This is a genomic window from Streptococcus sp. HMSC056C01, from assembly GCF_001811305.1.
Lineage (GTDB): Bacteria > Bacillota > Bacilli > Lactobacillales > Streptococcaceae > Streptococcus.
Window position 1 is genome coordinate 174,606 of sequence record NZ_KV804181.1, and the last position, 23,078, is coordinate 197,683.

Genomic DNA, 23,078 nt, shown 5'->3' on the forward strand with positions numbered 1-23,078 from the left:
ATTCCTATTTAGCCATACTTAAACTATTTTCTTTAAAGCACAAAAAAAGAGCACACAATTCACTTCGCTTAGGGCTGCTGGATTCCTCCCCTGACCCGCTTCACGCAGAACTGTTGCTCCATTAATTATTATACCACATTCCCAAAGATTTTAAAAGAGAAATTATTTTTTCCGTCGATTTCTAAAAAATTCCTGCATGATACCTGCACATTCACTCTCTAAAATCCCTGTTTCAACATCTACACGATGATTAAGACGTTCATCTGTCAAAATATCATACAGACTTCCAGCTGCACCAAATTTCTGATTTTTAGCCCCATAAACTACCTTAGGGATACGGGCAAGCCCAATCGCCCCGCTGCACATCACACAAGGCTCAATAGTCACAAAAAGTGTACAGTCGAGTAAGCGCCAACTCTCTTCCCTCAGATTCGCATTCTCGATGGCCATAATCTCTGCATGCATAACCGCACGTTGCAACTCCTCACGTGCATTGTGCCCCCGACCAATGATTTCTCCATCCTTTACAATTACGCAACCTATTGGGATTTCATCGTGGGCAAGAGCAATCTCTGCCTCCTTTAAGGCCTCTCTCATAAATGCTTCTTTTTCTTCAACTGTATAATCCATAGCTTCTCTCTTTTCTCGCCTATCAATTCTATCATTATAGCATGTTTTTCTAGACAAAAAAAGAGCTCTGTAATATTTGCAGTAACTAACTTTAGATATTATTCAATCTCTGGTTTGTAGAAATAATGTTTTAAAAAGAGTATAATAGTAGCAAAATTGAGAGAAGCATTAGAAATCATGAACTGAAAGTAAAGGAGACAACTGATACGGAATGTCCAAATCTATTGAAACATTTTTAACTATAAGTCTCCAAGAGATGATTATCCTGAGATTTAAATTACAAACAAGATGAAAGGATAACTAATGCAATTAGAATGTTTACAGGATGACCCAAAACTTATCTTGATGTCCCCTTACAAAGATACATTTAATAGAGTAGGAGGGCCATCCATAATATCTTTATCTGTTATGGTTCTCTGGATTCTAAAGCACCTGATGGCTTGTAATACTGATTTTTCAGACAAGATTGTTATGGCGATAGTGCTAATTTATGCTCCCCTCCTTATATGGTTTATGAGCTATTCTCTCTTCATAAATGGAGTAAAATTAGAAGTTTATAAAAACAATATTGTTCAGTATTATACCTATAGCAATAGAGGCCACAGCCTGTTACATTATCAATTTAAACTTCAAGATATTGAACAACTAACCATTAAAAGGCGTCCCTTTAACTGTGTAAAGTTAACCATAAAAATTAAAAATCCTATTTGTGTGGCATTACATGAGAAAAAAATAAATAAGCTAAAAAGTGTCAGTATCATCACAGCTAAACTAAAGGCAGATGCTTTTATGCACGAAATACAGCAATTTCAAAGTGATAAATCAGATAATCAAGTAAGCTGATTCAGAAAAAAATTCAAGTTTGTCTAACTTACAAATTCTCAAGAAAATAGTTCACTGAAGAGGCTGGGATCAGAAATCCCAACCTCATTTTTTCTTAGTTATGCGCCTTTGATGTGATGGCAAATTGAACGATTTGTTGGTATTTGAGAATTCAAAAAGCTTCTTTTACCAAAACTTCTTTTCTCAATTCACAACTTTAAGCAATTTACCCAAATGTTGAAAACTCGTAGATCTGGGGCTACCAAATCAAGACTTAATCTAGAGACTTAATACCCACTGTTTTTTTCTTCAACTGAAAAAAAAGCCACCGAATGCGGTGACTTTATAGGGAGATTATTATGAAAAAGGTAAAATAAAATCTTATTAAATCAACACTCTTGGAGGGTGTCCCCTCCAACTCCCCGACCTCTGGACAAGGTCTATTTTTTTGAAAAAAATAAAAAAACTTTATCAAAACGCTTGACTTTCTCGGTGTACCGTGATATAATATAATCAAGATAAGGAAAGGAGGTGAGGAAGTTGAACAAAGAAGATTGGCTTAGGTTGCTTGAAAAGGCGATAGATAATATCCCTGAAACAGTAACTGCTATCGCAAGTCTAGTGACCGCAATAACGGTCGCCAGGCAAAACAAAAAGCGTAAACCCAACTCCCGCAAAAGAAAAAGGTAAACGCTAAGAGGTGGGGGCGAAAGCCCCTCACACCTCTATTTTATCAAATGAAAAGAGGAAAAGCAATGGTTAGTGCAATAGCTATTTTTATAATTGCCATCAATGTATACATTTATCTAAAAAATAAAAAGGACAAATAATATGAGAAAAGTTATTCAAGAATTGTTAGACAGTTCGATGTCTACATCTGCTATTTCGCAAGGCGCTGGAGTTCCTTGGACTACTGTTTCTGACATCAGAAAAGGAAAAACCAGCATGGACAAAATGGCGCTTCTAACGGCAGAAAAGCTCTATGAATTTGCTATAGCTGATAAGCAGTGATTTCGGTCACTGCTTTTATTATTGCAAACAAAAAAACCGCAAGCATAAGCCTGCGGTCTAGTGTAATAATTTTTTATTCTTTCTGTTTTTATTTCTCTTCTTTTGGTTTATCAACTATAGTGATAAGCCCGTCTGGTTCGGTTTTGAATGCTGGATCTGTGTGAAGTTCACCGTTTGCCTTCAGATAGTACCAACCATCGCCAGACTTGATAAATTGCTTAGACAACATATATCCGTCTTTATCGTCAAGATAATACCAGGTTTCTCGATACTTAACCCAGCCTTTGACCATGCCACCGTCATTATCGAAGTAATACCAGCGATGGTTGATAAATACCCAACCAGTTACGGTTGCACCGCGCTTATCAAGGTAGAACCAGTATTTTCCATCGAAAAACCATTTATTGATTAGGCAATATCCCTTATCGTCGAATCTGAACCACTCGCCGTTGATCTGCTTCCAATCGTTTGTTGGATAAGAGCCGTCTGACTCTTCCCACCACCAGCCATAAGCATCCTGGCGCCAACCTGCTTCAGTAGAGATCCCACCTTCGATATCCTTCTTGAATTGCTCACGACTAATGCCCCACTTGGCTAAGTAAGGATATGGATCCACATGGTCAGAGTAGTTTCGTGGCTGGTTATAAGTACAGTATTGGTGCGTCTTAATTCCAGCCAAGCTGTCAGAATCTAGCGTTTTAGGAATGCCAGCTTCATCAGCAAGGTCACGCAACAATTGGACGTAAAGCCTGTAATCACGATCAAATTCTTCTTGAGTTTCATGGCTTTCAATAAGCTCAACTTGACCGTATCCTTCAACGTTCCAGCCACCTCCTACGTCATAGGCTCCCCTGTCAGTATACCAGGTCTGCATCACACGTCCGTTCCCAACAACGTGGGAGAAGAAGCCTGACTCGACAGGTCGCCGCATGTGGTAGTCTGCTTCATTTTGGGCAGTAGAATTTGGATTACCAGTTGAGTGAGCGTGTACTTGTCTGTACGGTTGAACTCCTACTTGTGGCAAGTCAGTTCTTAGTCTACTTGTATCAATATCCATTGCTATTCTCCTTTCCACACATCATTCATCTGCTTCACAGCAGATTCAACGAATGTGTCCAAATCTTTGTCAGTCATACTAATATTGTATTTTGATAGTTCAGCACGGATTTTAGTTCGTGCCTGTTCCAGCTTCTCCTCACCCTTATATCCAGTTTCAGCCGATACCTGCTCCACGGCATTGACCGCATTTTTAGCCAAGATTTCCACGATTTTGACAGTCTGTTCACCACCTTTTTTTACAAGGTAGTCTTTGACTGCCTTAACCACAATCCCAACCAAAATGACTAGGATGCTGATTGCTCCGTTTAGTAAAATTTCGTTAATCTGTTGCATGTTATTTTTCCTTCCTAGCGCCTAACTGCGCCTAAGCTTTCGACGGTTTTAGCATCCCAGATACCGAGCTGGTACATCACACGAATGATGTTTGCTTCACGTCTCCACTGCCATTGTTCTTTAGCACCTTCTTCTCCACATCGAGCGTTAGCCCAATCATAGTCGTCTTTGTTTTTTATAGAATTTAATACAGTTGTATCATCTGCCCAGTATATTGCGTCTACTGTATTCTTTACATTATCTAATGTCAAATTCCCACTTGATAGCGAAATGATATTCCCAACGATGGGAAATTGTTGCCATTTCTTGCTTTGTAAATCGATGTTTTGACCGTAACCATAAATTGTAGCTGTTTCGCTATACGAAGGCATCTGTAATCCACATCCATTATCAAACCATATTGTCCATGGGACGGTTGTTCTATCTAACATGTAAGCCATCGGTGCTCTTCTAGGAGCTGGCTTAACGAGAGCCAACTGCTCCTGCAGCAATTTATTTTGTTTTTCCAACTCTTGAACACTGCGCTTCAGAAAATCGTATTCTGAATTGCCAGTGATACAGTCCTTTGAATTGAATTCACTTTTTGTCAATTGTTGCTCTTTGATGTTCTTGACATCCTTGCCGACTGCTCTTGCAAATTCTTCGAAATTGCTCATAGTAATCACGCTTTCGCTTGATTATACGTTGCTACAAGGTCAATATTTGCAATAGCATCAATACGATTTCCGAGGTCTGCAATCTTCTGAACCACTGCTCCACCAGTATCACCGCTCAGATTAGCGATATGATCAGCGATTTCTTTAAGGGTGTCAAATTGTTCAGATACACCTTCGCCCAAAATATCGTTCTTGACTGCGGTCTTGGCTTGCTCAATTAGTTGGTTGACAGTAGCATTATCGACCTTACCATTTAGCAATTGCTTCAACTCTTTAATGTCAACGCCGACTGCTTGAGCGAATGCCGTTAATTTAGTTGTGTCCATTCTCTATACCTTTCCTAAGTTGTAATACATGAGCAGGTCAGGGAATTCAAAACCTACTTCAGCGTTACCTGTGGTCCTACCTGCGAGTTGTTTTTTGACTTCTTCCGAAATATCCAGCTCTTTGAGTGAGTGGATTTCTTCTGTTACCAAGTTCTTATCCGATTTTGTCACTCGAATTTGCGTCGAGTCATCGCTTGGAAATGTGAATCCACCAGCTGAAATCTCGATTCGATAGAGTCCGACAGGCAGAATCTTATCCAAATTAAAAGCCACTGTTCCGTTAGTTACAATGGCTTTTTTCTTAATCTGCTCTTGGTCCTTTGTTAGCGTGATGGATGCCTCTTGACCTTCGAGTTGAGGGATAGACATGTGGTTTTCATCTAACAAAGAGAAGGCGAACGTGGATGCCACATCGCCTTGTTTGACCAAAAAGCCACCATCCACTTGCTCAAGATTGGTTGAATTGTGAACATTGGCCATTTTCGTACCTCCTTTAAGTCCTTATTTTTAACTCAATCTGTTGCATTTATATTTTCTTCCACGATTTCCAATGCAAGAAATTTTTCATACAATACCTTGATGGCTCCATTTCCACCAAGCTCGACATAACTTTCATAAAGACGAGACAATTCCTCAATCTCATGCTGAGTGGTATTGCCTCGTCTAATTGCTTTTTTTAGGTTTTCTTGCAATCGAAAACGTTGTAATCTTTGAAGACCTTTTCCAATAATGGTCAAGCCTTTGCTATTATCTTTGCCAATGTTCTCAACATTTGAGACTGTTTTTTCAATAGCGCTAATTTTGTCAGATAAGAGACTGATTTGTTTGTCAGTCTCTTTCGTATTCTGCGTGCTCTTGAATGAAAAATAGCTAGGAATGATCACGATTAGAATCGGGCTTAGTTTATCTAGAAATGCTAGTAATTCCAATCAGACCACTTCCAATCTATTGTGCAGGAACTCGAGTGGTATCAAGATCACTTCCATTCTTTTGCCCGTCCCACTTCCAAATTGCAAGAAGGCCATTTTGGGATGGTCCACTTTCAAGTTGCTTGATAGATTCGCCTTTGTAAGTGAAAGCCTGATTTGTCTGAATCAAGACGCGCTTGCCCTCGCCATTCAATTCAGCGTGTTCAGGATCTTCAACAACAAACATATCCCCTGGTTGATAGGCCTTGCCTTCTTCTGCAAATGGGAAGAGTTCTACAAGCTCCTTGTAGGTTGTTCCGTAGGCAATCTTCTCACCCATAATTGAATCTTGTGCCATAACACGCACTACTTTATCGATTTTATTTGCAAGCGTAGAAAGTCTATCCTGTTCGCTCTTGTTTTGAGCAATCTGTTGCTCAGCTTGTTCAAGCTGCGCCTGTGTTTTAACGATTGCTGCTCCTGGATCAAGTTCTGCACGAATGATACTTTTAACTGCTTCAATCAATTCTTCGTCTGACTTAGCTGTCTGATCTCCAGGTAGCTCTCGAGAAAAAATTGTATAAGGCGATTCACGATGAATCACGACTTCTGTTGTGTCAAATTTCAAGTATTTGCTTCTCAATGTATACTCTGTTGCCATTTTTTATTCCTCCACTGTTCCTTCTTGGTGTTTAGGTTCGAGTTGGTTCTTCAACTCTTCAAGTTGTTTTTCTAATGCTTCACGTTTTTGAACTTCTTCCAGATACAATGACTGGAAGGTTGCTTTCTCTAACGTGATTCGTGCTACGTCCTGTGCGATAATTTCTAATGCATTCATGCTAATTTCCTTTCTAGTGTCTCGATTCGTTGAGACAGTTCCTGAATCGCCTTGAGAGCGATATTAGTTAATCTGAGATTATCCAGGTTCAGCGTGTCGCCGTTCTCGTAAACAAGCGTAGGATCTACTGCTTGAACCTCTTGGGCAATCAAACCAATCTTCGTGTGTGCTTGTTGTGGTCTATCCTCTTGCTTCTTCCAGTCGTATTCCTTGAACTGGAATTGTTTGATATAATCAAGAGCCTTGTGCTTACATTCAACGATGTTTTCTTTCAGACGTCTGTCTGAGAAGTGTTGATTGACAACTGACCACAGACTGTATGCTGTGCCATTGTAACTATAGTAGATATCATTCCCTGATCCACCAAAACTCAAAGATACATTGTCTGAATTCCAGAGTCCAATAGTACCTGTTGTTTTACCGTTAACACTTCCTTGCCCTGTCTTGAGCCAACCGATTCCCTTCGCATTGATGTATCCATTGACGGTTATAAGAAAGTCATCGCTATCCAACCATGTCCCGCTGGTAGTCAAATCTGAATCTTTATATACATAAAGTCCATATGGTACGTTTGTTCCACGGCCGTAAGAACCTATAAATTGTACTCCCAAACCATCTTTTGAATTGACCGTTCGAGGTACATTGATTTGAAGACCACCATCAACGGCATCAAATGAGCCGTATGTTCCTAATTGGATTTTCGTATGACCTGTTAAAGTCGCACCAGAAATACTAGAACCTGTGATTGTCCCACCTGAGATACTAGATCCCGTGATGATGCTCCCTTGTATTCTTCCACCAGTCAAGACACCAGTTTTGATTTGACTGGCATCAAGCGTAACACTCTGAACACGGTTGATAAAGGCTTGCTTAGCAAAGAGCTGACTCAAGTAGGCTTCATTTGCGACAAGTTTATTGAAAAATGCCTGATCAACTTTCAATTTATCAGCCGTGACAGCTTCAGCATCCAAAACAACAGTAGTCACTGAACCAGCTTCAAAGTTTGCAGTCTTTAGCTTATCAACCATAGCAGACTTGATAACCGCCTTATCAATCAAGGTCTCGCCAGTAATGTGAGTCAATTTCCCGTCAAATCGGTTATAACCATTGGCTCCAAGATTGATCCCTGAAATCAAATCACCTGCGCCGTTGATATTTTGAACCGCCCATGAGCCACTTAGTTGACTCTGAACCGAGCGAATAGCTTCATCTGTATCTTCAGGAGCTTCTGAAAATGGAGTTGATACTGTTCCGATTTCAATTTTTGGAAATGCAATCCAAACGGTCGCATTTGAAAGAACATGTAAGATTAACTCACTAGTAGCGTTTGAATTTTCGTTTCTTACGAACTCAACATCGTAAAATTGCCAATCAGTAGTCAATGAGACACCTTTAACAACACCTCTATATCCTGCTCTTGCTTGAAAATTCGTATTATTGACAGTAGATTTCGCCCAAAAACTAAATCTTACTGATTTATTCTTAAACTCATCATCTCGGCCAGTGCGGCCATTTCCGCCGATAGCGAATGTGATTTTTTGATTATCGATTTTTCCATTAAAAGTCGATACAATCTTTAACGTATTCACTCCTCTAAATTGATTATCATAATCAATGCTTACAGCCAATTGCCCTTTTGTCTGAGTGTTGTCATCATATAACTTGTACGTTGAGTATTTTTCTCTTAAATCACGCTTGAATAATGAATTCAAGAATAGATTTCGTCCACTTGATGATGCTTTTGCCACCTCAACTTGAAACAGTTGATTCGTCAGAGCCATACGAGCCACATTATTAGCAATGCCATTATCTGTATTTCCTAAAATTCTCTCGTAAAGCTGACTAGTCTCCTTGACTCTTTGAAAGTCCGTCTGATTTGCCTTGCCAGAAATTAATGAAGTGATGCCTGCGAATCTGCCATCAACTGATTGCTTGTAGTTGGCAATCTGAGTAGCTATCGTACCATTTCGGGGGTTGGTAATAGCTTCAAACCTACGCTCAATGCCTCTCACGTCCTCTTGATAAGTAGCCTTACCAACATAATCACGAGAGACCAGCTCACGGACAGCGCTAGCTTGACGAGCGCTCTCTTCACGAGTGTAGCGTTGTAATTCTTCTTTTCGCTGACCGTCTTTATTGACATATTCCTGAATAGCTGACAAGTTAGTTCGCAAGCCTTCAGCAGTTTTCTGAAATTCAGACTTAGCAACGACAAGATCCGTCCTACCATCTTCAGGAGCAGGTCCTGCATCTATACGAGTAGAACTTCTGGTTAATTCGACTTTACGAAACGCCACATGTCCAATTCCGTTATAACCAAGAATAATTCTCCAGAAATCGAAATTATCAGGCTTGGTCAAAGCTGGAATAGTGACTTGATAAGTCTGCCAGTTAGACGTGAGATTGAAATTGCCATTCATGATTTCAGAATTTCCAGGCGCCGTTCGATTGGCTCTTAAGGATATCCAGACATTGGGAGAACCAGAATAGCAAATCCCTTGAAATGAGAGGGTGTAAGTCTCGCCAATATCCAAATCAAGAAGAGCTGTCGAATTCTTACCTGAAGCTCGGCTCCCCTCTTTCGAATAGATTTGCATCTGCTTCCAGGTGTTAGTCGTGCCTTTGACGTTATATTCGCCGTTGATGATTTTCCAGTCAACAGGACTACTGTCGCCTTGACTATACTGCCAAAGACCTCTTGAAAAGTCGTAGTCTTCAGCGTAGTTGCGACCCCCGACCTTCATTTTAGCGAAAGTCTGAGTCAATCCATCGATACCCTGAGCGACTTCTGATTTCGTCGCAAATCCGTTCATCTGTCCAGTCATACGACTAAGAGCCTCTGTGGTCGTTCTGCGATGTTCTGACGCTTGGTTGACCTCACTTGTGACCGTCCGTTTCAGAGCATCTATAGCGCCTGACAATGCCGATTGAGTGTTAAAGGTTTGTCTCTTAAACTCCTCAAGCTTGGTAATCGAATCCAAGCCAATCCGCTTCGCTTCCTGAGCGAGTAAGCCACTTGCGCCAGCGTTTTGTAAAGCTTCTATAGCCTTGCGCTTGATTTCTTGTAGAGGGCCATTATCAAAACTGCTAAAGCGCTGGTCGATGGTGTCAGACAGTTCTTGCTTGACTTCTTCGGCTTTAGCTCTGGCAAGTTCGATACCGTCCGCAATTTCTTGTCTTAACAATCCAGCTTGGTGATCAAAGCCTAAGTCAGCATTTTGAAGAGCCTTTTCAAGGGCAATTTCTTGAGCTGATTCTGTCACACCAAGGATGGCATCGGCTGCACTAGATAAGCCACCAGAAGCTCTAGAACCACCAGTTCCCGCCTTATCATCGAAAGTCAGAGAGATGTATTCTTCTTTTAAGGCATCGAACTCATAAGCAATAGCTTTCTTGAATGCATCGACATTGTGTTTCCAGCTCTTGAGGTTGACCGTATCCCCCATGTGAACAACTTGCCCATCAAGTTCATAGGCTTCAATTTTGATAGCATCAGAGACCTTGTCAATGCCTTGATTTGTAAATTTAGACTGTGCCCACTTCTGCAACTCTTCAACAGTTTTAGCATTGTTGTTCTCATACTCTTTTTCATTGATGTAAGGATAAGAGTTGATAAGAGGACTATCAACAGTCACTTTGATAGTCGTTTCCTTTTCAGCACCTTCAGGCTTAAAAGTCGACTTTGCGTGAATTCTTGTGACAACATTCTGACTGTTTTTTGTGCGTTGGTAGTCCTTCAGATTTTTGTGCGTTGTAATAACAACACCACGATTCTCGCCACGACTCTTCTTGACAGTCATCGCAAAGTTATCACGAACCAGCTCTCCTTCCCACGTTCCGACGATACTATGCTTGCCGTCTAGCAATACAGAGTACAAAGTTTCTGTCTCAGTCGTGTTGAATGTCCTACGGTCCTGGATATCGCTATTGAATGAAAAATCCCCCAAAGCGGTTTTGGTGTTTTGAACCATGCGAGAAAGAGCCATGCCACAGCTCTGACTAGTCACACTTACTGGTGTGATAGAACGTTGCATCACATCGTCTGAAATGTGATAGGCTGTGATTTCAAGATGGTCATTGTGCTCAACAGGTTTCTTGATGCGAAATAGCTGCGCACCAAGAACAGGAGTCGGCGCTTTTATCAACATATCTTCTTGGATGAGTTGATAAATACCAGAGTCAGAAATAGGATATTTCACAGTTAAGGTGAAATCGCCATTCATGGTCTCTTTAACAATCGCCGAAGTCGCTTCATGAAGTGGCTCCCCGTTCCACCGAACGGTTCTCACATCTTTATTAAGTAGATAAAGCAATTATGCCCACCCCCAAACCGTCTCAATTTCAAGTGATTGAATACCTGGACCCAAAACAACCCCAATATTATTCACTTTCGCTGGATCAACTGTGATAAAATCCCCTGACCATTTCACTGGTTTTCCTGTTGTTGTCTTAAAACTAGGATTATCAGGATTGTTGACCATCACAAGCGACTCAGCAAGCCTTTCAAGCCTAATGACCTGCCCAGCAATTGTAAACGAAGTCTCAGCAGCGCTCTGACCAACGATTGTGATTTTAGGAAAGGCAAGTGCAGAACCTTGCACGGTTAAAGTCCCACTTCTTGTCAATCTTTGTGTATCGGTGCCTTTAAAGTATTTGGTAGGGTGGCAAGTGAAGGTTGCTTTGGTCATGTAAAGACCAGGTTGCACTTCTTCAAGATCAGTCACATTGACCTTATAACACCAGAGTCTAGTTGTTTTGACTCGCCCACTCTCTAGCCAGAACTTCTCACGGATAAACAGACTCATAAATTGGTTCATCTGTTCTTCAGTAGGTTTGACCAAGTAAATCGTATAAGGTTTCTTGACCAGTTCCCTATGTTTGTTCGTCTGAACGATTGCTCCACTGATACCACCATGCTCCAAGAGAGCTGTCTTGCTCTCTCCTAAAGCAATTGAGGGAGAATCATGGACAATGACCTTAAAAGGAAAAGACGATGTTCTCACACCGTCAATCACAAGCTCATTATGCTTTATCATGCAAATCCTCCTCTCAATTGTGTCCTACGTTGTAATTCATCAGCAATACGCTGAGCCACCTCATCAGCAATCCGACTGATGTCAGCTTCTTCTCTGACAGTGTTACCAGTAATAGTAATGTTGATGGTCGGTGAAGTTCCACCCATAGTCTGAGCGATACCTCGACCGATGGCTCCAAGTGTTTTATCATTAAGTGGCAATACTGCTTCGTTCCCAGCTTCACCACCAACCATAAGGCTATTGCCATTCATTCCAAAAATGGTCGGTTTCGTCATGATACCGCCCTTGGCATACCATTCGATGCTGATGCTTGGCACTCCTTGGCTCAACCAATCTAATGGGTTGGCCGAACCACTTACAGAGAAGTGAGGTAGTGGGATATGTGGCCAGCTGATACTAAAGTTAAACAATCCTTTGATAGCTTCAATAGCTGAAGATACGGCATCTTTTGCACCGTTTATTGCACCTGAAATGGTACTCTTGATACCTTCCCAAACACTTGATACAGTACTAGATATAGCATTTAACACATTTGAGACAGTATCCTTGATGCCGTTCCAGACATTTGATACAGTTCCTGAAATACCGTTGAGGATATTTGAAATGTAACTCTGGATAGCTGATAAAATGGTCTGAACAATGCTTTGAATAGCTTGCCATACAGTAGAGAATACTCCCTTGATGGTTTCCCAAGCTCCTGACCAATCACCAGTAATAATCTGCATAACTGCTTGGATAACACCAAGGACAACATTGATTGCAGTCTCAACAACGGTCTTGATGATTTCCCAAGCTGTTGTAATGACAAGTTGGATATTATCCCATGTGGCTTGAATGAGTGGACCTATGTACGTCATGACCGTTTCAATAACTGTTGAAATGGCATTCCAAACAGTCTCAGCACTTGTCCTGATAAGTTCCTGGTTCTCCGTCCACCAAGTAACAACCGTCCCAAAGATACTCATGACAAAATTAGAAATCTCTGATACGACTGCGTTGATGACTTCAAGAATCGCATTCCAAACGGTGGTAACGACTTCACGAAAACCTTCGTTTGTATCCCAGAGATATTTTAAAGCAATTACTACTCCTGCAACAGCAGCAGCAATCGCTAAAGCTGTCCCGATAATTGGGAGAGCAGCTGTGATCATTGCACCAATCGAAATCTCCAAAGCAGTTGCAGCCGCTTGTAGTGTCAAAAATATAGGGACAATTACACCTACAATAGCCACAACAGTACCCATAACCACTACAAACTCTTTAATCGGTCCAGGTAAGCCACCAAACCATTCAGCAAAACCCTTGACGATATTCCCTAGCATTTCAAAAACAGGGGCCAAGACTTCTGCAATCGCAGCGCCTAGTTCAGACATGGCCAAGGTAGCTGAATTTTGAGCTGTCTTAAATTTGTCAATAGGATCAAGCGTAGATTCGTATGTTGAGGATACTAGTCCGGCTGATACTTGGGATGTATAGCCTAATTCTTCAAAACTTAGTGCTCCACGTTTGATTGCGTCAACCATTTGAGGAGCTTTTTTTGCTCCAAAAATTTCCATCGCAGTGCTAAGAGCTTCTGTCTCACTCTTACTATTTTTGATAGAATCGATGGTTTCTTTCAAACCCTCTGTCATAGATTTGCCTTTTTTGGCATAAGCTCCTGCGGCCTTTGTCAAACCAGACAATGCAGCAGATGAATCTACACCATGTTGCTCCAATTGGCCAATAAGGGTGACCGCTTCTTCAAAACTTAGACCTAGCAACTTAATTTGAGGTGCACCGTCAGTTGCCTTTTTCATCAAGTCATCTACCGAAACACCTGTAGCTTGAGCCACGAAAGTGGTCGAATCTAAAACAGTAGATAAATTTTCGACAGACAATCCATAAGCTTCCAACGCTTGTTTCGATTGTATGGTCGCATTAGTTACATCCGAACCATTTATTTCTGCAAATTTGATAACGTCCTCTGAAGCGTTTTTCAATGCCTCTCCGGTCAATTGAAATTGTGTGTTGACTTCTCCCACGGCATTCCCGACAGTTGAGAAGTCCGTCGGTAACTCTGTCGCAATATCATTTGCGATTTTTTGCATTTCTTCAAGCGCTTCACCACCAGCACCAGTTTTAGTAACAATGATGTCCATACCTTCGTCAACTTGACGAAAGGCTTCAAGAGCACTCTTTCCAAAATCAACCAACTTTTGACTGATATCTGATAACTTTTCAGAAAATTGATTGAGCAATTCAGCTTTTAAGAGATTGTTTGTCTCGCTTAAGGTTCCGCTCGCTTGTTTACCAGCGTTCCCAAGGTTACTCATCTCTTGAGAGAGATTTGAGTAAGCTGTTTTAGCTTGATTCAACTGGGTTTCCATTTTATTGGCTTCAGCTGAATTTTCACCATACTCTTGCTTTGTAAGAGCTAGTTGTTTTTCTAGATTTTCAATCTGCCGAGCAACAATATCAGATTGAGCTCCAATCCTTTTCTCAGCAAGCGCCAATTTGTCAGCTTCACTTGCGTTAGCTCCTAGCTGACTTTCTTGCAATTTGAATGAACTGACTACTTTTTCATTCTCGCTAGCCAGTTGCTTCTGCTCATTTTGCAATTCTTTTAATTGGTTCTTGTTGTTCTGAGTAGCACTCCCATTCTCAGCAAGTGCCTGGTTGACATTAGCAAGTTTGCCTTCATAACCTTTAAGGACATTCTTGGTAGTTTCAACTTCACGTTGAAAAGCTCGGTACTGATCAGCGCCGATATCACCATTTTTGAACTGCTGTTCTACCTGAGACTGAGCTTGTCTCAAAGTTTCTAGCTTCTCCTTGGTCGTCGCAACTTGCTTTTGCAAGACTTCTTGCTTCTGAGTCAGGAGCGTTACGTTTCCTGTATCAAACTTCAAGGCCTTGTCAATCTGTTTCAACTCCTGACTTGCATCAGTAGCAGCCTTATTGACATTTTTCAGCGCCTTCTGTAAAGGTTGCGTGTCGCCATCAATTTCAATTTTGATACCTTTGATATTTCCTGCCATATTTCCTCCTTTCTCAAAAAATAGAAAAGCGCTGAGAGAACTTATACCACTGATAATGCAGTCAGAACAAGGAACTTGGTCTTAGAATCGCTCTCTCAGCACTCATTTTTTCTTTAAAAACTGTCAAAATCAGCTTGCGTGGCTTTCCGTTCGCCACCCTTATCCTCACTCCGTAAATTCACATAATCCGTCTGATAATCTAGAGCCATTCCGATTGAGATGTGCTTTAGATCATCGATAGACAGACCAGTTTCTTTACAGCAGGACAAATAGGACTCTACTGTGAAGATTTCTTCGCTAGCTGATTCCGATTCATCTGGTGCTTTTTTGTCGTCATGCTCGCATTCAGCATTTCCATCAGCACAGGTCCAACTTCCTGAATCGGGAAGACTTCCATTTCCATGAAGAATTGTTCATAAGGCTTGATGTTAGGGTTTGCAGATTTAGCAAAGGTCCAAAAAAGACGGTTGAAAAAGGTCATGTCAAAATCTGACAACATCGAAATATCAATATTAGTCGCTGTCAACTCCTTATCGGTTTCCAGCTTGTTCAATTCATTCATGAATGATTGATTTTTCAACATCGAGAACAAATCTTGAAAATAATCTTTCCCAAATTGTTGCTTGTAGGCGATAGGAGTGTAGCCATTAGTTCCTAACTCATACTCCTGATCACCAACCAAAACGATTTTACGCATAGATTTTCTCCTTAAGCTGCAACCGCAGTAGGCTCATATACTTTCTTGAACCAGTTGTCATAAATTTCTTTATTATCAGCTGACGTGATAGAACGTTTAACAACTGAATCCAGAGGACGAGGACTTGCCTTAAAGCCAAGTTCACGCTCGTTGACATTTGTACCATTTTTGGTTTTTGAGCCATTGCCTGGACGGCTCGCTGAACAGTAGTAAAGGACGTGACGTGTTTTATTCTTGTCCCCTGAAAATTCAAACATCAAGGCAAATGATGTGAATTCTGCATCAGCTTTTTCAGTCAAAACACCTGTCTGAGCATCTTTGATTTCACCCAAAATCTTAGTCGCAAACATTTCAATAATGTGAGAGATTTTGAACTTCCCTTCATACCCTTCATTTGAGTTCATGAAGTGATAATCAATATCGTCTGCTTTGATTGGTGTTGATTCACCCTTTGGATCCAATATCAATTCCATTGCCCCAGGAAAGCGGAAAATTTCATCGTAAGCAATCACTCCATCGGCACCAATTGATTTAATTGGCGCAACGTGAACATTTTTTAAACCAAAGGTTACTTTATTTTCTTGATTCATGTCATTCCTCCTTAGTATAGATAGACTGTATAAGACTTGACATAGAGTCTTTCAGTCTCGATAAATGTTTCTTCTTGAGCATCGAAAAAGAGCTCGTGGGTTGTCCACAGCTCTTCCAGACGTTCCTCCAAATCTTCATCCTTATTCTCAAAAGCCAGCTCAACTGTCACGCTCTTAATCTGATGATTAACCGTGTTGTCAGCTCCATTGATGGCTGGACTCGATTCATAATAGACCAGGTAAGGCAGGTCAGGAGCGTTCCCAGTTTTAAACGCTCGATAAGTGACATGCAAATTTGCCTGTTCCAAAATAGCAACAAAGTCTGATAGCTTCATTTTCCAATCTCCTTGATTCGCTTCTCAAAGTTTTGAATCGCTTTTTCCTCAACAGGTTTAATGTGTGGAAATGCCCGACTACGACCGCCATTTCTCAAAATATGCCCCTTTTCTAGTAAGTGAGTTAAACGATAGGTTGGAGTCGCGTTGTAGATGACATATGACCCCTTAGCATTTTTCTTGAAGCGCCAATTTCTAGCATACTTTCCATGACGTTTTGGACTAGTCGCTTTTAATTCCGTAACGGCTTCGTTTACAACGTCCTCAGCAATCAGGTCAATCTTATCTTCTACCTCAGCAGAGTACTCTGCCATTGCTTTTGCAATTTCATTCGCTAAATCACTTGTTAAGCTCATTTCAAGACCTCTGACAAAGTCAACTCTAAAATTTCAGAATCGATAGGATAGGTTTTCAAAATGCGATATTGTTTACCTTCGAACTTCGCAAATTCTTGATTCTCATACTCAAAATTTCGAATCTCAACAACCAAGCTCGGTTTTAAACCTGCCTGATTTGCTTGATAAAATTCAGAGCGAGCGACACTCTTTTTGCGACATAAGAGAGTAACTTCAACATCTTCAGAGATTGGTTGTAGTAGCTTGTCCTTACCTGTGACTTTCTTAGAGATCAGCGTGATTTCATGATTCCACATTCTTGACCTCTTTCTTTGATGCTAGTTGTAAATTATGCAGTCGCCATTGAAGGTGACGTGGCATATCCACCCCACCCTCATAGCGATAGGCAGCATAGTCAACGATAAACATTTCATGGTCAGCACGCTCACCAACAAGCTCGATACCGAGGTTATCGGTCAATTCAGTGATGACACTTGAAATGATTTTTTCTAACGGCTTGTCTCTTAAGCGGGTTGAAATACCCAGCTTAAGCTTCAGCAATTCCAAAAGCTGGCCTTCGTCCATGTTTACTCCTCAACTTCCTTAGCAGGCTCCTCAGCTGTTTTCTCAGCTGTTTCTTCCTTCTCAACTGCGGGCTCTTCCTTAACTTCTTTTGTTTCAGGAGCTGGTTTCTTAGGCTCATCATCTCCCAAAACCTCAAGGAAGATAGAGCCAGCAGTGTTAGAACCAGTCAAAAGGCCATTGGTAAAGCTATCTGTGGGCTCATATCCTTCACGAGGAAAGATATCGCCAACAGCATAGTCATGTTTTTCAGGATCAGCCAAGTCCTTGAAAGGACGGATTACTTTATAGCTCATACGCTACCTCCTTAAGCTACAACATCAGTGTAGGTTCCAAATACCCCAGCATCTTCATCAGTCTTCTTGATGTCAAAACGAAGATATGAAGCTAGGTTCTTACCGAATCGATGGTTATCTTCCCAATTCACACTCAATTGCATACGGTCAAATAATGTAAGGAAGTATTCAACATCTCCGATAAAGTACTTCATTTCCCCTTCTTGACCCAAAAGAGTGTCATCAACAGGGTAGATAGTTTTTCCAGAGAATGAATAGCCCGTTGGTGAAGTGATGTCAGGTTGAAGCATGTAGCGGCCGTCCTTGTCCTTAACTTTATCCAATGCGTTGAACATAGAGTCAGTAACAACAAGAGATTTTTTATAAACAGATGAAATCTTAGTATTTAAAATATCTTTAAGTCCATCATAACCGCTAGCATTTACAACTTTTGCAGTTTTCAAAACATCCGCAACAATTGCCAATTTTGTTTGTTCGTCTTGGTCTTGGATGTCTGCTTGCATGATTCCAATAAGGTCATATTGTGCATCTTCAATCGCTTCACGAGAGATAGGAAGTTCACCACGATAAGTCTTGATTTTATAATCAACATCCGTGATTTTTGTTTTTCCTAATTCTGGATTTTCTTCAAGTTCACCAACCTCTGTCATCTTACGATTTGATTTCTTCATAACTGGATAAGTACCTGATCCACTTGTTACTTTCACAATATGGATTAGGTTAAGCAGCGGGTTCTGACGTTCAGGTGTTTTTTGTGGTTCCAAAACCTCTTTCGGAATGATCGCTCCTACATCTGTTGTTTTAACACCTGTGCGTTTTTGTCCACGAGAGCGGATGAATTCTAGTACTGCGTCACGTTGTTCCAATTTTTGTCCTCCACGATGTTCTTTGCTTGGATAAGTCGGTGCTTTGCGATTCAATTCTTCAACTTGATTTTGCAAATCTTCGATTTCTTTTTCAAGTTGTTCTTTTTCTGCCAATTTATCTTCCAATTCTTTTTGGATATCTTCCAGGTTCTTTTCAACCGCTGAAACTTCTTCATCATTTCCAGCTTGATCCAATTTCTTCGCTTCAAGTTCAGAACGCTTGTTCAATTCTTTGATTGATTCTTCAAGCTCTACCACTTTTTCTGCTTTGTTGCGCATGCGAGCGCCTAAAATCAATGATTTGTGCATAGGTTAAATTTCTCCTTAATTTCTTTCTTACGCTTGTCCAGCGCTTCACGATTGGCACGCTGTTGACTTTCAAAGTCTTTCTGCCGTGCAGCAATTTCCGTTTGCGGATAGGCTGGGAATGTGCATGGACTCACTTCAAAGATTTCTAATTCTAAGACAGTGTCCAGGTACGAACCATCTGCTTGCTCTTCCGTGTTGATTTTGATCGGGATAAAGCCAAAACTACATCCAATCACATCACCACGCTGAACACGAGCATAGGCCCCAACAGCTTGTGGGTCATCTTTATTGATAATGATATCACCGTAAAGTCCGATTTCATCAACTCCCAAAGTGACCGTTCCATTGCCAGTCCGACCAAGCACTAAACTATCATCATGGTTAAATAATGCCCTGATATCGGCTCCTTTGATGGCTTTTTCAACACCCTCACGCTTAATCACTTCAAAATAACCAGGCCATAATTCAGTAACTTCATCGAACTTGATAAAGTACCCACTCAAAATCAAATCACCAGTTTCTTCTCGTGTTTTGAACTGAGCGGTGCGATAACTATTCCGTTTGTTCATTCTCTTCCTCACCCCCTTTCAGTTTCTTCTGGTCCCCAAGTCTGTCTTGCGGTAGATAATTTTCAAGAGCAAGGAGCTCATCCATATCAGGATCTGGTGGCATCCCAAGCCAATCTCTCCACTCGTTTCGACGCATTGCCATATTTTGGGTCATCTGTTTAGCTACTGATGACAATTCTGTAATGTCATACGAATAAAGAGAACGAGCATTAAGTTTGAAATACCGATTGTTTGAAACTAGTAAATCTCTAGTTAAGGTCTGAGTAATTGTATTAGCAATACTCATAACTGTTGTATTGACAAAGTTGTTGTATTCTTCTTTGTCGAAACTTCCAACTCCTAAAATAAAAGCTGGAACTCCCAAAAGTCCAGCAACTGTTTTCTTGTCAATTTCAACAGATTCATTGATAGCGATATCTTTTAAGCTGAGTGGCTTAACCTGTTCTACACTCAACAAAGCATCAGGAATAATCCACGGCTCACCTGCCTGACTTGTTGTTAAGTATTTCTTAGCGACCTTGTCTCGCCCCTCTTGAGTGCCCAATTCTCCATTCGAAGAATCAACCTTAACAATCAGGCTAGGAACGTTCTTTCCATTCATAAATCCTTTTTTGATTTGAGTAGCAAGGTTTAAATTCCTAACAATATCCCTCAGAGCAAGCCTGTAGCCAGTCCCTATAAATGGATTATCTGGATCTGGGTTGATTACAAAGTGCACGATTTCGCTTGGGTTGTAGTCGATACCACGATAATTCACGATATAACCAACATCATCACTTTTGAAAGAAACTTCACTCATAGAGAATGGTCTCAGGTTCAAAATATAATCATTCACAGGATCATATTCGACATGAAGAACCGAATTCCCGTCACCGAATAGCAATAGGTCACGCACAATCTTGAAAATCCAAGTCTTGCGAGTCATGTTTTCGCATGGATTTACATCAATCTTCCGAGCTAGTCCATCTTTAACCCGTATGTCTCCCTTGTCGGTATTCTCCATCAAATGAATGGTCATGTTAGATACCATGTCAGCAACCTTATTGACTGCTGCAATCACATCAGGATTGCGAGCTAAAGGAACATAACCATCGCCATCAAGAAACAAACCAAAGTCTGAATGAGTGATGATATTTGTGCCACTTTGAGTTTTACCTCGTTTCAAAATCCTATCTAAAAGCCCCATTTTCTCACCTCCTTTCCCTCTACTTGAAAAAGCTCATGACATCTTGGTTCTTACCAAGATTTGCAAGAGCTTGAATACAAGCAAAAACGCTGGCATCGAACAAGTCAATTCTTGCAGTACCACCGTCACCGTCTAATTTTTCATATTGCACAGCATCGTCCACTTTCTCAATAGCTCTGACATTACTTACACAATATTCATAAGCATCAGAGTGAAGATAGTAAAATTCTTTATTTTTAACTTTGAACTCAATTCGTCTGAAACCCTCTGATTTCAGCCAAAAAAGTTGGGGTTGGTCAATCATCTTAAACCGAGCTTGTTTCATCTTCGTCAGGAACTCACGACCAAACTTCCTATCCATTCCGACAGCAGCAATCTTGAACCCTTTCTCCCTCATCTTGATGAACCATTTAACGATATCGTCATAAAGGACGGTTGGAGTGTTGCTCATGGTCAACCATCCATCAGACTGCCACCCAAAGAGTGGAATTCCGTCATCGTTGGCCTTCTTTTGAGCATTGACACGAGGAAAGAAAGCGTGTGTGATACAAATATCAACGTCTTTCTCACCATCATGATAGACACCATAGAGAGCAGCAGCGGTCAAGTCGTGCATTCTTGATAAGTCAGCACCACCATACCACTGAATAGGCAAGCGTGCCAGCTCCTCTAAGGTCCAATCGTATTGACTATCTGAAGCAATGAATTCATCAGGATTGAAATAAGCGTTCATCGAGTTAGTAAATACATTCAATGTCTTGTTAAAGAACTCATTTCTTGTCTGTGGATCGTTCATAGCTTGCTCTGCTTCTTCTTTCAGAGCCTTGAGCGACACCGTCACTCCCCACGAAGGGTTGGCTTTTTTTAGAACATTCTCGTCCAGGTAGTCGCCCACGTCTCCATCAGTCGTCTGGTCAGCTTTGCAGATAAACATGAACAAGGAATCATCCTTGACCAATTGCTTAAGGACCTTTTGACAATATTTCAGACGGTTAGCAAGGAAACCAGTAGGAATATCACCAGCTGTAGAGATAACAAAAAGCATACTGTTTCGGTATGCTGACATTGTTTTCTTCATAAGACCGTACTTCTTGCTGTTTCTCATCGTGTGAGCTTCGTCTAGGATAATTACGTTACCGTTCAATGAGTCCAAACGGCTTTCATCGTTGGCCAGTGCCTGGATAAAGAAAGAACCCTCGATACCAAAATTAGCAGTGATTGAGTGTTCCTGGTTGTTATCCTTGATACGAATGTTCTTGTCATTCCATCGCTCTACATTGAATTTTAAGAATCCAAAGGCTTCCATCGCTTGCTTGACCGAGTTGGCCACGATGTAGCATTTTGAACCGCTATCCGTGTCTAATATCTGATAAGCAAGTGCGATTGCAGCAGTAAACGATGTTTTCCCATTCTTACGAGCAAGCATGATAAGCGCTTCTTTGAACCTGCGCTCATTTGACCCTTTGTAGTAAAAACCAAACAGGTTCACAACTACAAAATGTTGCCACGGTTGCAATAGCAATGGCTTATTACGGATAGACACCGCAAACATATCATCACCCTGCTGATGGACTATCGTATTTTCGATGAAGTGAACAACAAAATCAACGATTTCCTCATCCATTTCAAACTCATGATTTTCAAGATCACGCAAGAAACGTTCAGCAGCAAGAATGTTCTCCTCACAATGTTCCTCTCTGTGAGATATGACGTGCTGAGCATACTCTTTCGCTTTACCCAGATTACCCATTGCCAGCCACTCGCTTCTTCTTGATTTCGTTCTTGAACTTCAAGACCTCAGTAAGAACTGAATCACCTTCTTGTTCTACTACCTCACCGAGTGACTTCGGATTCATCATCAGCTGATTAGAGTAGCTGAGAATGTCTTTCCTCAAAATTTCCATCGCTGTCAAGATTGGGACTTTGCGCTCATTCTCAGCACCAGCCTTATTGACGTAGGTGTCTGTTACTGGATAACCCATATCAGCATAATCTTGAGCAAGTTTCTGATACTGATAGAGCATTCCTGCAAAAATATCAATGATCATTTCGAACTCTTTACGATAAGTGCCCAAGTCTTTCATCTGCTTGACCACTTTTGACTTAATCGACTTCGCTGTAACTGGTTTAGCCAAAAACTACCTCCTTTCGTCAAAATCGCTTAGTTTTTACCCCCTTTTTGTTTGAAGGCCCCCGACTTGGAAAAAGTTCCCTTCACCGGTACCCTACTGGCCAAATTGATTTTTTAAAAAGAGGGGGGACTAAAAATTTTCATTTTTCATTTTTGAAAAAATTTAAAAATTCTTTTTTTCTCTTTTTCTGCCAGTACAAGCCTTGGTTGATTACTCTATCGTTCACTCTATCATGAAACGTATTGTGTTTCTTATTCGTCAACGGCAAACAATTCCATTCAACGAATTCAAGTTCAGGATATTCAGATACAGGAAAGATATGGTGAACCATTTCTGCTTGAACAGAAATTCCGTAACGCAAACTTTCTTGACAAAGATAGTCATGCTTACGCATTATCCTATCACGGAACTTCTCCCACTTCTTAGACTTCAAGGATGATCTGATAGGTTTGTTGTACATGGCAAACCTCCTTTCCAATACTAAAAGGGACAGGCCAGTGACCTATCCCCTCTCATACAAGAAAACCATGTTACCATAATAAACC

28 protein-coding genes and 1 other RNA gene are annotated in these 23,078 nt (G+C 40.9%); 3 read left to right on the forward strand and 26 right to left on the reverse strand.

The features are described 5' to 3' along the window. Positions 1-32 precede the first annotated feature (32 nt). Both ffs and tadA read right to left on the reverse strand, forming a co-directional pair. Positions 33-130: signal recognition particle sRNA small type (gene ffs, locus HMPREF2795_RS00885), an RNA gene on the reverse strand. Between the two features lie 32 nt (positions 131-162). Further along, complete coding sequence (gene tadA / locus HMPREF2795_RS00890; protein ID WP_075227963.1) at positions 163-630, reverse strand: tRNA adenosine(34) deaminase TadA; 468 nt, start codon at positions 628-630, stop codon at positions 163-165. A 303-nt stretch (positions 631-933) separates the two neighbouring features. Here tadA and HMPREF2795_RS00895 point away from each other — a divergent pair, with 303 nt between their 5' ends. From HMPREF2795_RS00895 to HMPREF2795_RS00900, 3 genes are all read left to right on the forward strand, one after another. Next, positions 934-1,473: a hypothetical protein gene (locus HMPREF2795_RS00895; RefSeq protein WP_075227964.1), complete on the forward strand. Its 540-nt coding sequence runs from the start codon at positions 934-936 to the stop codon at positions 1,471-1,473. 519 nt (positions 1,474-1,992) lie between these two features. Then, positions 1,993-2,142 carry a hypothetical protein gene (locus tag HMPREF2795_RS10725; RefSeq protein WP_169446852.1) on the forward strand — a complete coding sequence of 50 codons (150 nt, stop codon included), beginning with the start codon at positions 1,993-1,995 and terminating at the stop codon, positions 2,140-2,142. 141 nt (positions 2,143-2,283) lie between these two features. Further along, on the forward strand, positions 2,284-2,463 hold the full coding sequence (locus tag HMPREF2795_RS00900; RefSeq protein WP_075227965.1) for a hypothetical protein: 180 nt from the start codon (positions 2,284-2,286) through the stop codon (positions 2,461-2,463). 88 nt (positions 2,464-2,551) lie between these two features. Here HMPREF2795_RS00900 and HMPREF2795_RS00905 read toward each other — a convergent pair whose 3' ends face one another. The 24 genes from HMPREF2795_RS00905 to HMPREF2795_RS01015 form a co-directional block, all read right to left on the reverse strand. Further along, positions 2,552-3,520 carry an N-acetylmuramoyl-L-alanine amidase family protein gene (locus HMPREF2795_RS00905; protein WP_075227966.1) on the reverse strand — a complete coding sequence of 323 codons (969 nt, stop codon included), beginning with the start codon at positions 3,518-3,520 and terminating at the stop codon, positions 2,552-2,554. A gap of 2 nt (positions 3,521-3,522) precedes the next feature. Beyond that, positions 3,523-3,855, reverse strand: a complete 333-nt coding sequence (locus tag HMPREF2795_RS00910) for a phage holin (protein ID WP_075227967.1) — start codon at positions 3,853-3,855, stop codon at positions 3,523-3,525. 14 nt (positions 3,856-3,869) lie between these two features. Further along, positions 3,870-4,511 carry a hypothetical protein gene (locus tag HMPREF2795_RS00915; RefSeq protein ID WP_075227968.1) on the reverse strand — a complete coding sequence of 214 codons (642 nt, stop codon included), beginning with the start codon at positions 4,509-4,511 and terminating at the stop codon, positions 3,870-3,872. Between the two features lie 5 nt (positions 4,512-4,516). Beyond that, positions 4,517-4,837: a hypothetical protein gene (locus HMPREF2795_RS00920; protein WP_075227969.1), complete on the reverse strand. Its 321-nt coding sequence runs from the start codon at positions 4,835-4,837 to the stop codon at positions 4,517-4,519. Between the two features lie 3 nt (positions 4,838-4,840). Beyond that, positions 4,841-5,317 (reverse strand): hypothetical protein, encoded by a 477-nt coding sequence (locus HMPREF2795_RS00925; protein ID WP_075227970.1) that lies wholly within the window; start codon positions 5,315-5,317, stop codon positions 4,841-4,843. Between the two features lie 32 nt (positions 5,318-5,349). Continuing rightward, positions 5,350-5,766: a hypothetical protein gene (locus tag HMPREF2795_RS00930; protein ID WP_075227971.1), complete on the reverse strand. Its 417-nt coding sequence runs from the start codon at positions 5,764-5,766 to the stop codon at positions 5,350-5,352. A gap of 16 nt (positions 5,767-5,782) precedes the next feature. Beyond that, entirely contained in the window at positions 5,783-6,406 is a 624-nt protein-coding gene (locus HMPREF2795_RS00935; protein WP_075227972.1) for a hypothetical protein, read from the reverse strand. A gap of 3 nt (positions 6,407-6,409) precedes the next feature. Beyond that, a complete protein-coding gene (locus HMPREF2795_RS10730) occupies positions 6,410-6,583 on the reverse strand; it encodes a hypothetical protein (protein WP_186822889.1) in 174 nt (57 codons plus the stop codon). Beyond that, complete coding sequence (locus HMPREF2795_RS00940) at positions 6,580-10,896, reverse strand: phage tail spike protein (protein ID WP_083303330.1); 4,317 nt, start codon at positions 10,894-10,896, stop codon at positions 6,580-6,582. The genes HMPREF2795_RS10730 and HMPREF2795_RS00940 overlap by 4 nt, the downstream gene beginning before the upstream one ends. Further along, entirely contained in the window at positions 10,897-11,619 is a 723-nt protein-coding gene (locus tag HMPREF2795_RS00945; RefSeq protein WP_075227974.1) for a phage tail protein, read from the reverse strand. Continuing rightward, positions 11,616-14,636, reverse strand: a complete 3,021-nt coding sequence (locus tag HMPREF2795_RS00950; protein WP_075227975.1) for a phage tail tape measure protein — start codon at positions 14,634-14,636, stop codon at positions 11,616-11,618. The genes HMPREF2795_RS00945 and HMPREF2795_RS00950 overlap by 4 nt, the downstream gene beginning before the upstream one ends. 277 nt (positions 14,637-14,913) lie before the next feature. Continuing rightward, the gene (locus tag HMPREF2795_RS00955) at positions 14,914-15,333 is read right to left on the reverse strand and encodes a hypothetical protein (protein WP_075227976.1); all 420 of its coding nucleotides are present in this window, start codon (positions 15,331-15,333) and stop codon (positions 14,914-14,916) included. Between the two features lie 11 nt (positions 15,334-15,344). Beyond that, positions 15,345-15,923, reverse strand: coding sequence for a major tail protein (locus tag HMPREF2795_RS00960; protein ID WP_075227977.1), 579 nt, complete (start codon positions 15,921-15,923; stop codon positions 15,345-15,347). Positions 15,924-15,934: 11 nt separating this feature from the next. Further along, positions 15,935-16,258, reverse strand: coding sequence for a hypothetical protein (locus HMPREF2795_RS00965; RefSeq protein ID WP_075227978.1), 324 nt, complete (start codon positions 16,256-16,258; stop codon positions 15,935-15,937). After that, the gene (locus tag HMPREF2795_RS00970; protein ID WP_075227979.1) at positions 16,255-16,614 is read right to left on the reverse strand and encodes an HK97 gp10 family phage protein; all 360 of its coding nucleotides are present in this window, start codon (positions 16,612-16,614) and stop codon (positions 16,255-16,257) included. The genes HMPREF2795_RS00965 and HMPREF2795_RS00970 overlap by 4 nt, the downstream gene beginning before the upstream one ends. Beyond that, on the reverse strand, positions 16,611-16,910 hold the full coding sequence (locus tag HMPREF2795_RS00975; RefSeq protein WP_075227980.1) for a phage head closure protein: 300 nt from the start codon (positions 16,908-16,910) through the stop codon (positions 16,611-16,613). Before HMPREF2795_RS00975 ends, HMPREF2795_RS00970 begins: the two co-directional genes overlap by 4 nt. Next, positions 16,897-17,178 carry a hypothetical protein gene (locus HMPREF2795_RS00980; RefSeq protein WP_075227981.1) on the reverse strand — a complete coding sequence of 94 codons (282 nt, stop codon included), beginning with the start codon at positions 17,176-17,178 and terminating at the stop codon, positions 16,897-16,899. The genes HMPREF2795_RS00975 and HMPREF2795_RS00980 overlap by 14 nt, the downstream gene beginning before the upstream one ends. 2 nt (positions 17,179-17,180) lie before the next feature. Then, positions 17,181-17,471: a hypothetical protein gene (locus tag HMPREF2795_RS00985; RefSeq protein ID WP_075227982.1), complete on the reverse strand. Its 291-nt coding sequence runs from the start codon at positions 17,469-17,471 to the stop codon at positions 17,181-17,183. Between the two features lie 11 nt (positions 17,472-17,482). Further along, on the reverse strand, positions 17,483-18,646 hold the full coding sequence (locus HMPREF2795_RS00990; protein ID WP_075227983.1) for a phage major capsid protein: 1,164 nt from the start codon (positions 18,644-18,646) through the stop codon (positions 17,483-17,485). After that, positions 18,631-19,215 (reverse strand): HK97 family phage prohead protease, encoded by a 585-nt coding sequence (locus HMPREF2795_RS00995; RefSeq protein WP_075227984.1) that lies wholly within the window; start codon positions 19,213-19,215, stop codon positions 18,631-18,633. The genes HMPREF2795_RS00990 and HMPREF2795_RS00995 overlap by 16 nt, the downstream gene beginning before the upstream one ends. Beyond that, positions 19,199-20,401 (reverse strand): phage portal protein, encoded by a 1,203-nt coding sequence (locus HMPREF2795_RS01000; RefSeq protein ID WP_075227985.1) that lies wholly within the window; start codon positions 20,399-20,401, stop codon positions 19,199-19,201. Before HMPREF2795_RS01000 ends, HMPREF2795_RS00995 begins: the two co-directional genes overlap by 17 nt. A 19-nt stretch (positions 20,402-20,420) precedes the next feature. Then, the gene (locus HMPREF2795_RS01005) at positions 20,421-22,151 is read right to left on the reverse strand and encodes a terminase large subunit (RefSeq protein WP_075227986.1); all 1,731 of its coding nucleotides are present in this window, start codon (positions 22,149-22,151) and stop codon (positions 20,421-20,423) included. Then, positions 22,144-22,536, reverse strand: a complete 393-nt coding sequence (locus HMPREF2795_RS01010) for a P27 family phage terminase small subunit (protein WP_075227987.1) — start codon at positions 22,534-22,536, stop codon at positions 22,144-22,146. The genes HMPREF2795_RS01005 and HMPREF2795_RS01010 overlap by 8 nt, the downstream gene beginning before the upstream one ends. Before the next feature lie 136 nt (positions 22,537-22,672). Then, positions 22,673-22,993 carry an HNH endonuclease gene (locus HMPREF2795_RS01015; RefSeq protein ID WP_075227988.1) on the reverse strand — a complete coding sequence of 107 codons (321 nt, stop codon included), beginning with the start codon at positions 22,991-22,993 and terminating at the stop codon, positions 22,673-22,675. Positions 22,994-23,078 lie beyond the last annotated feature (85 nt).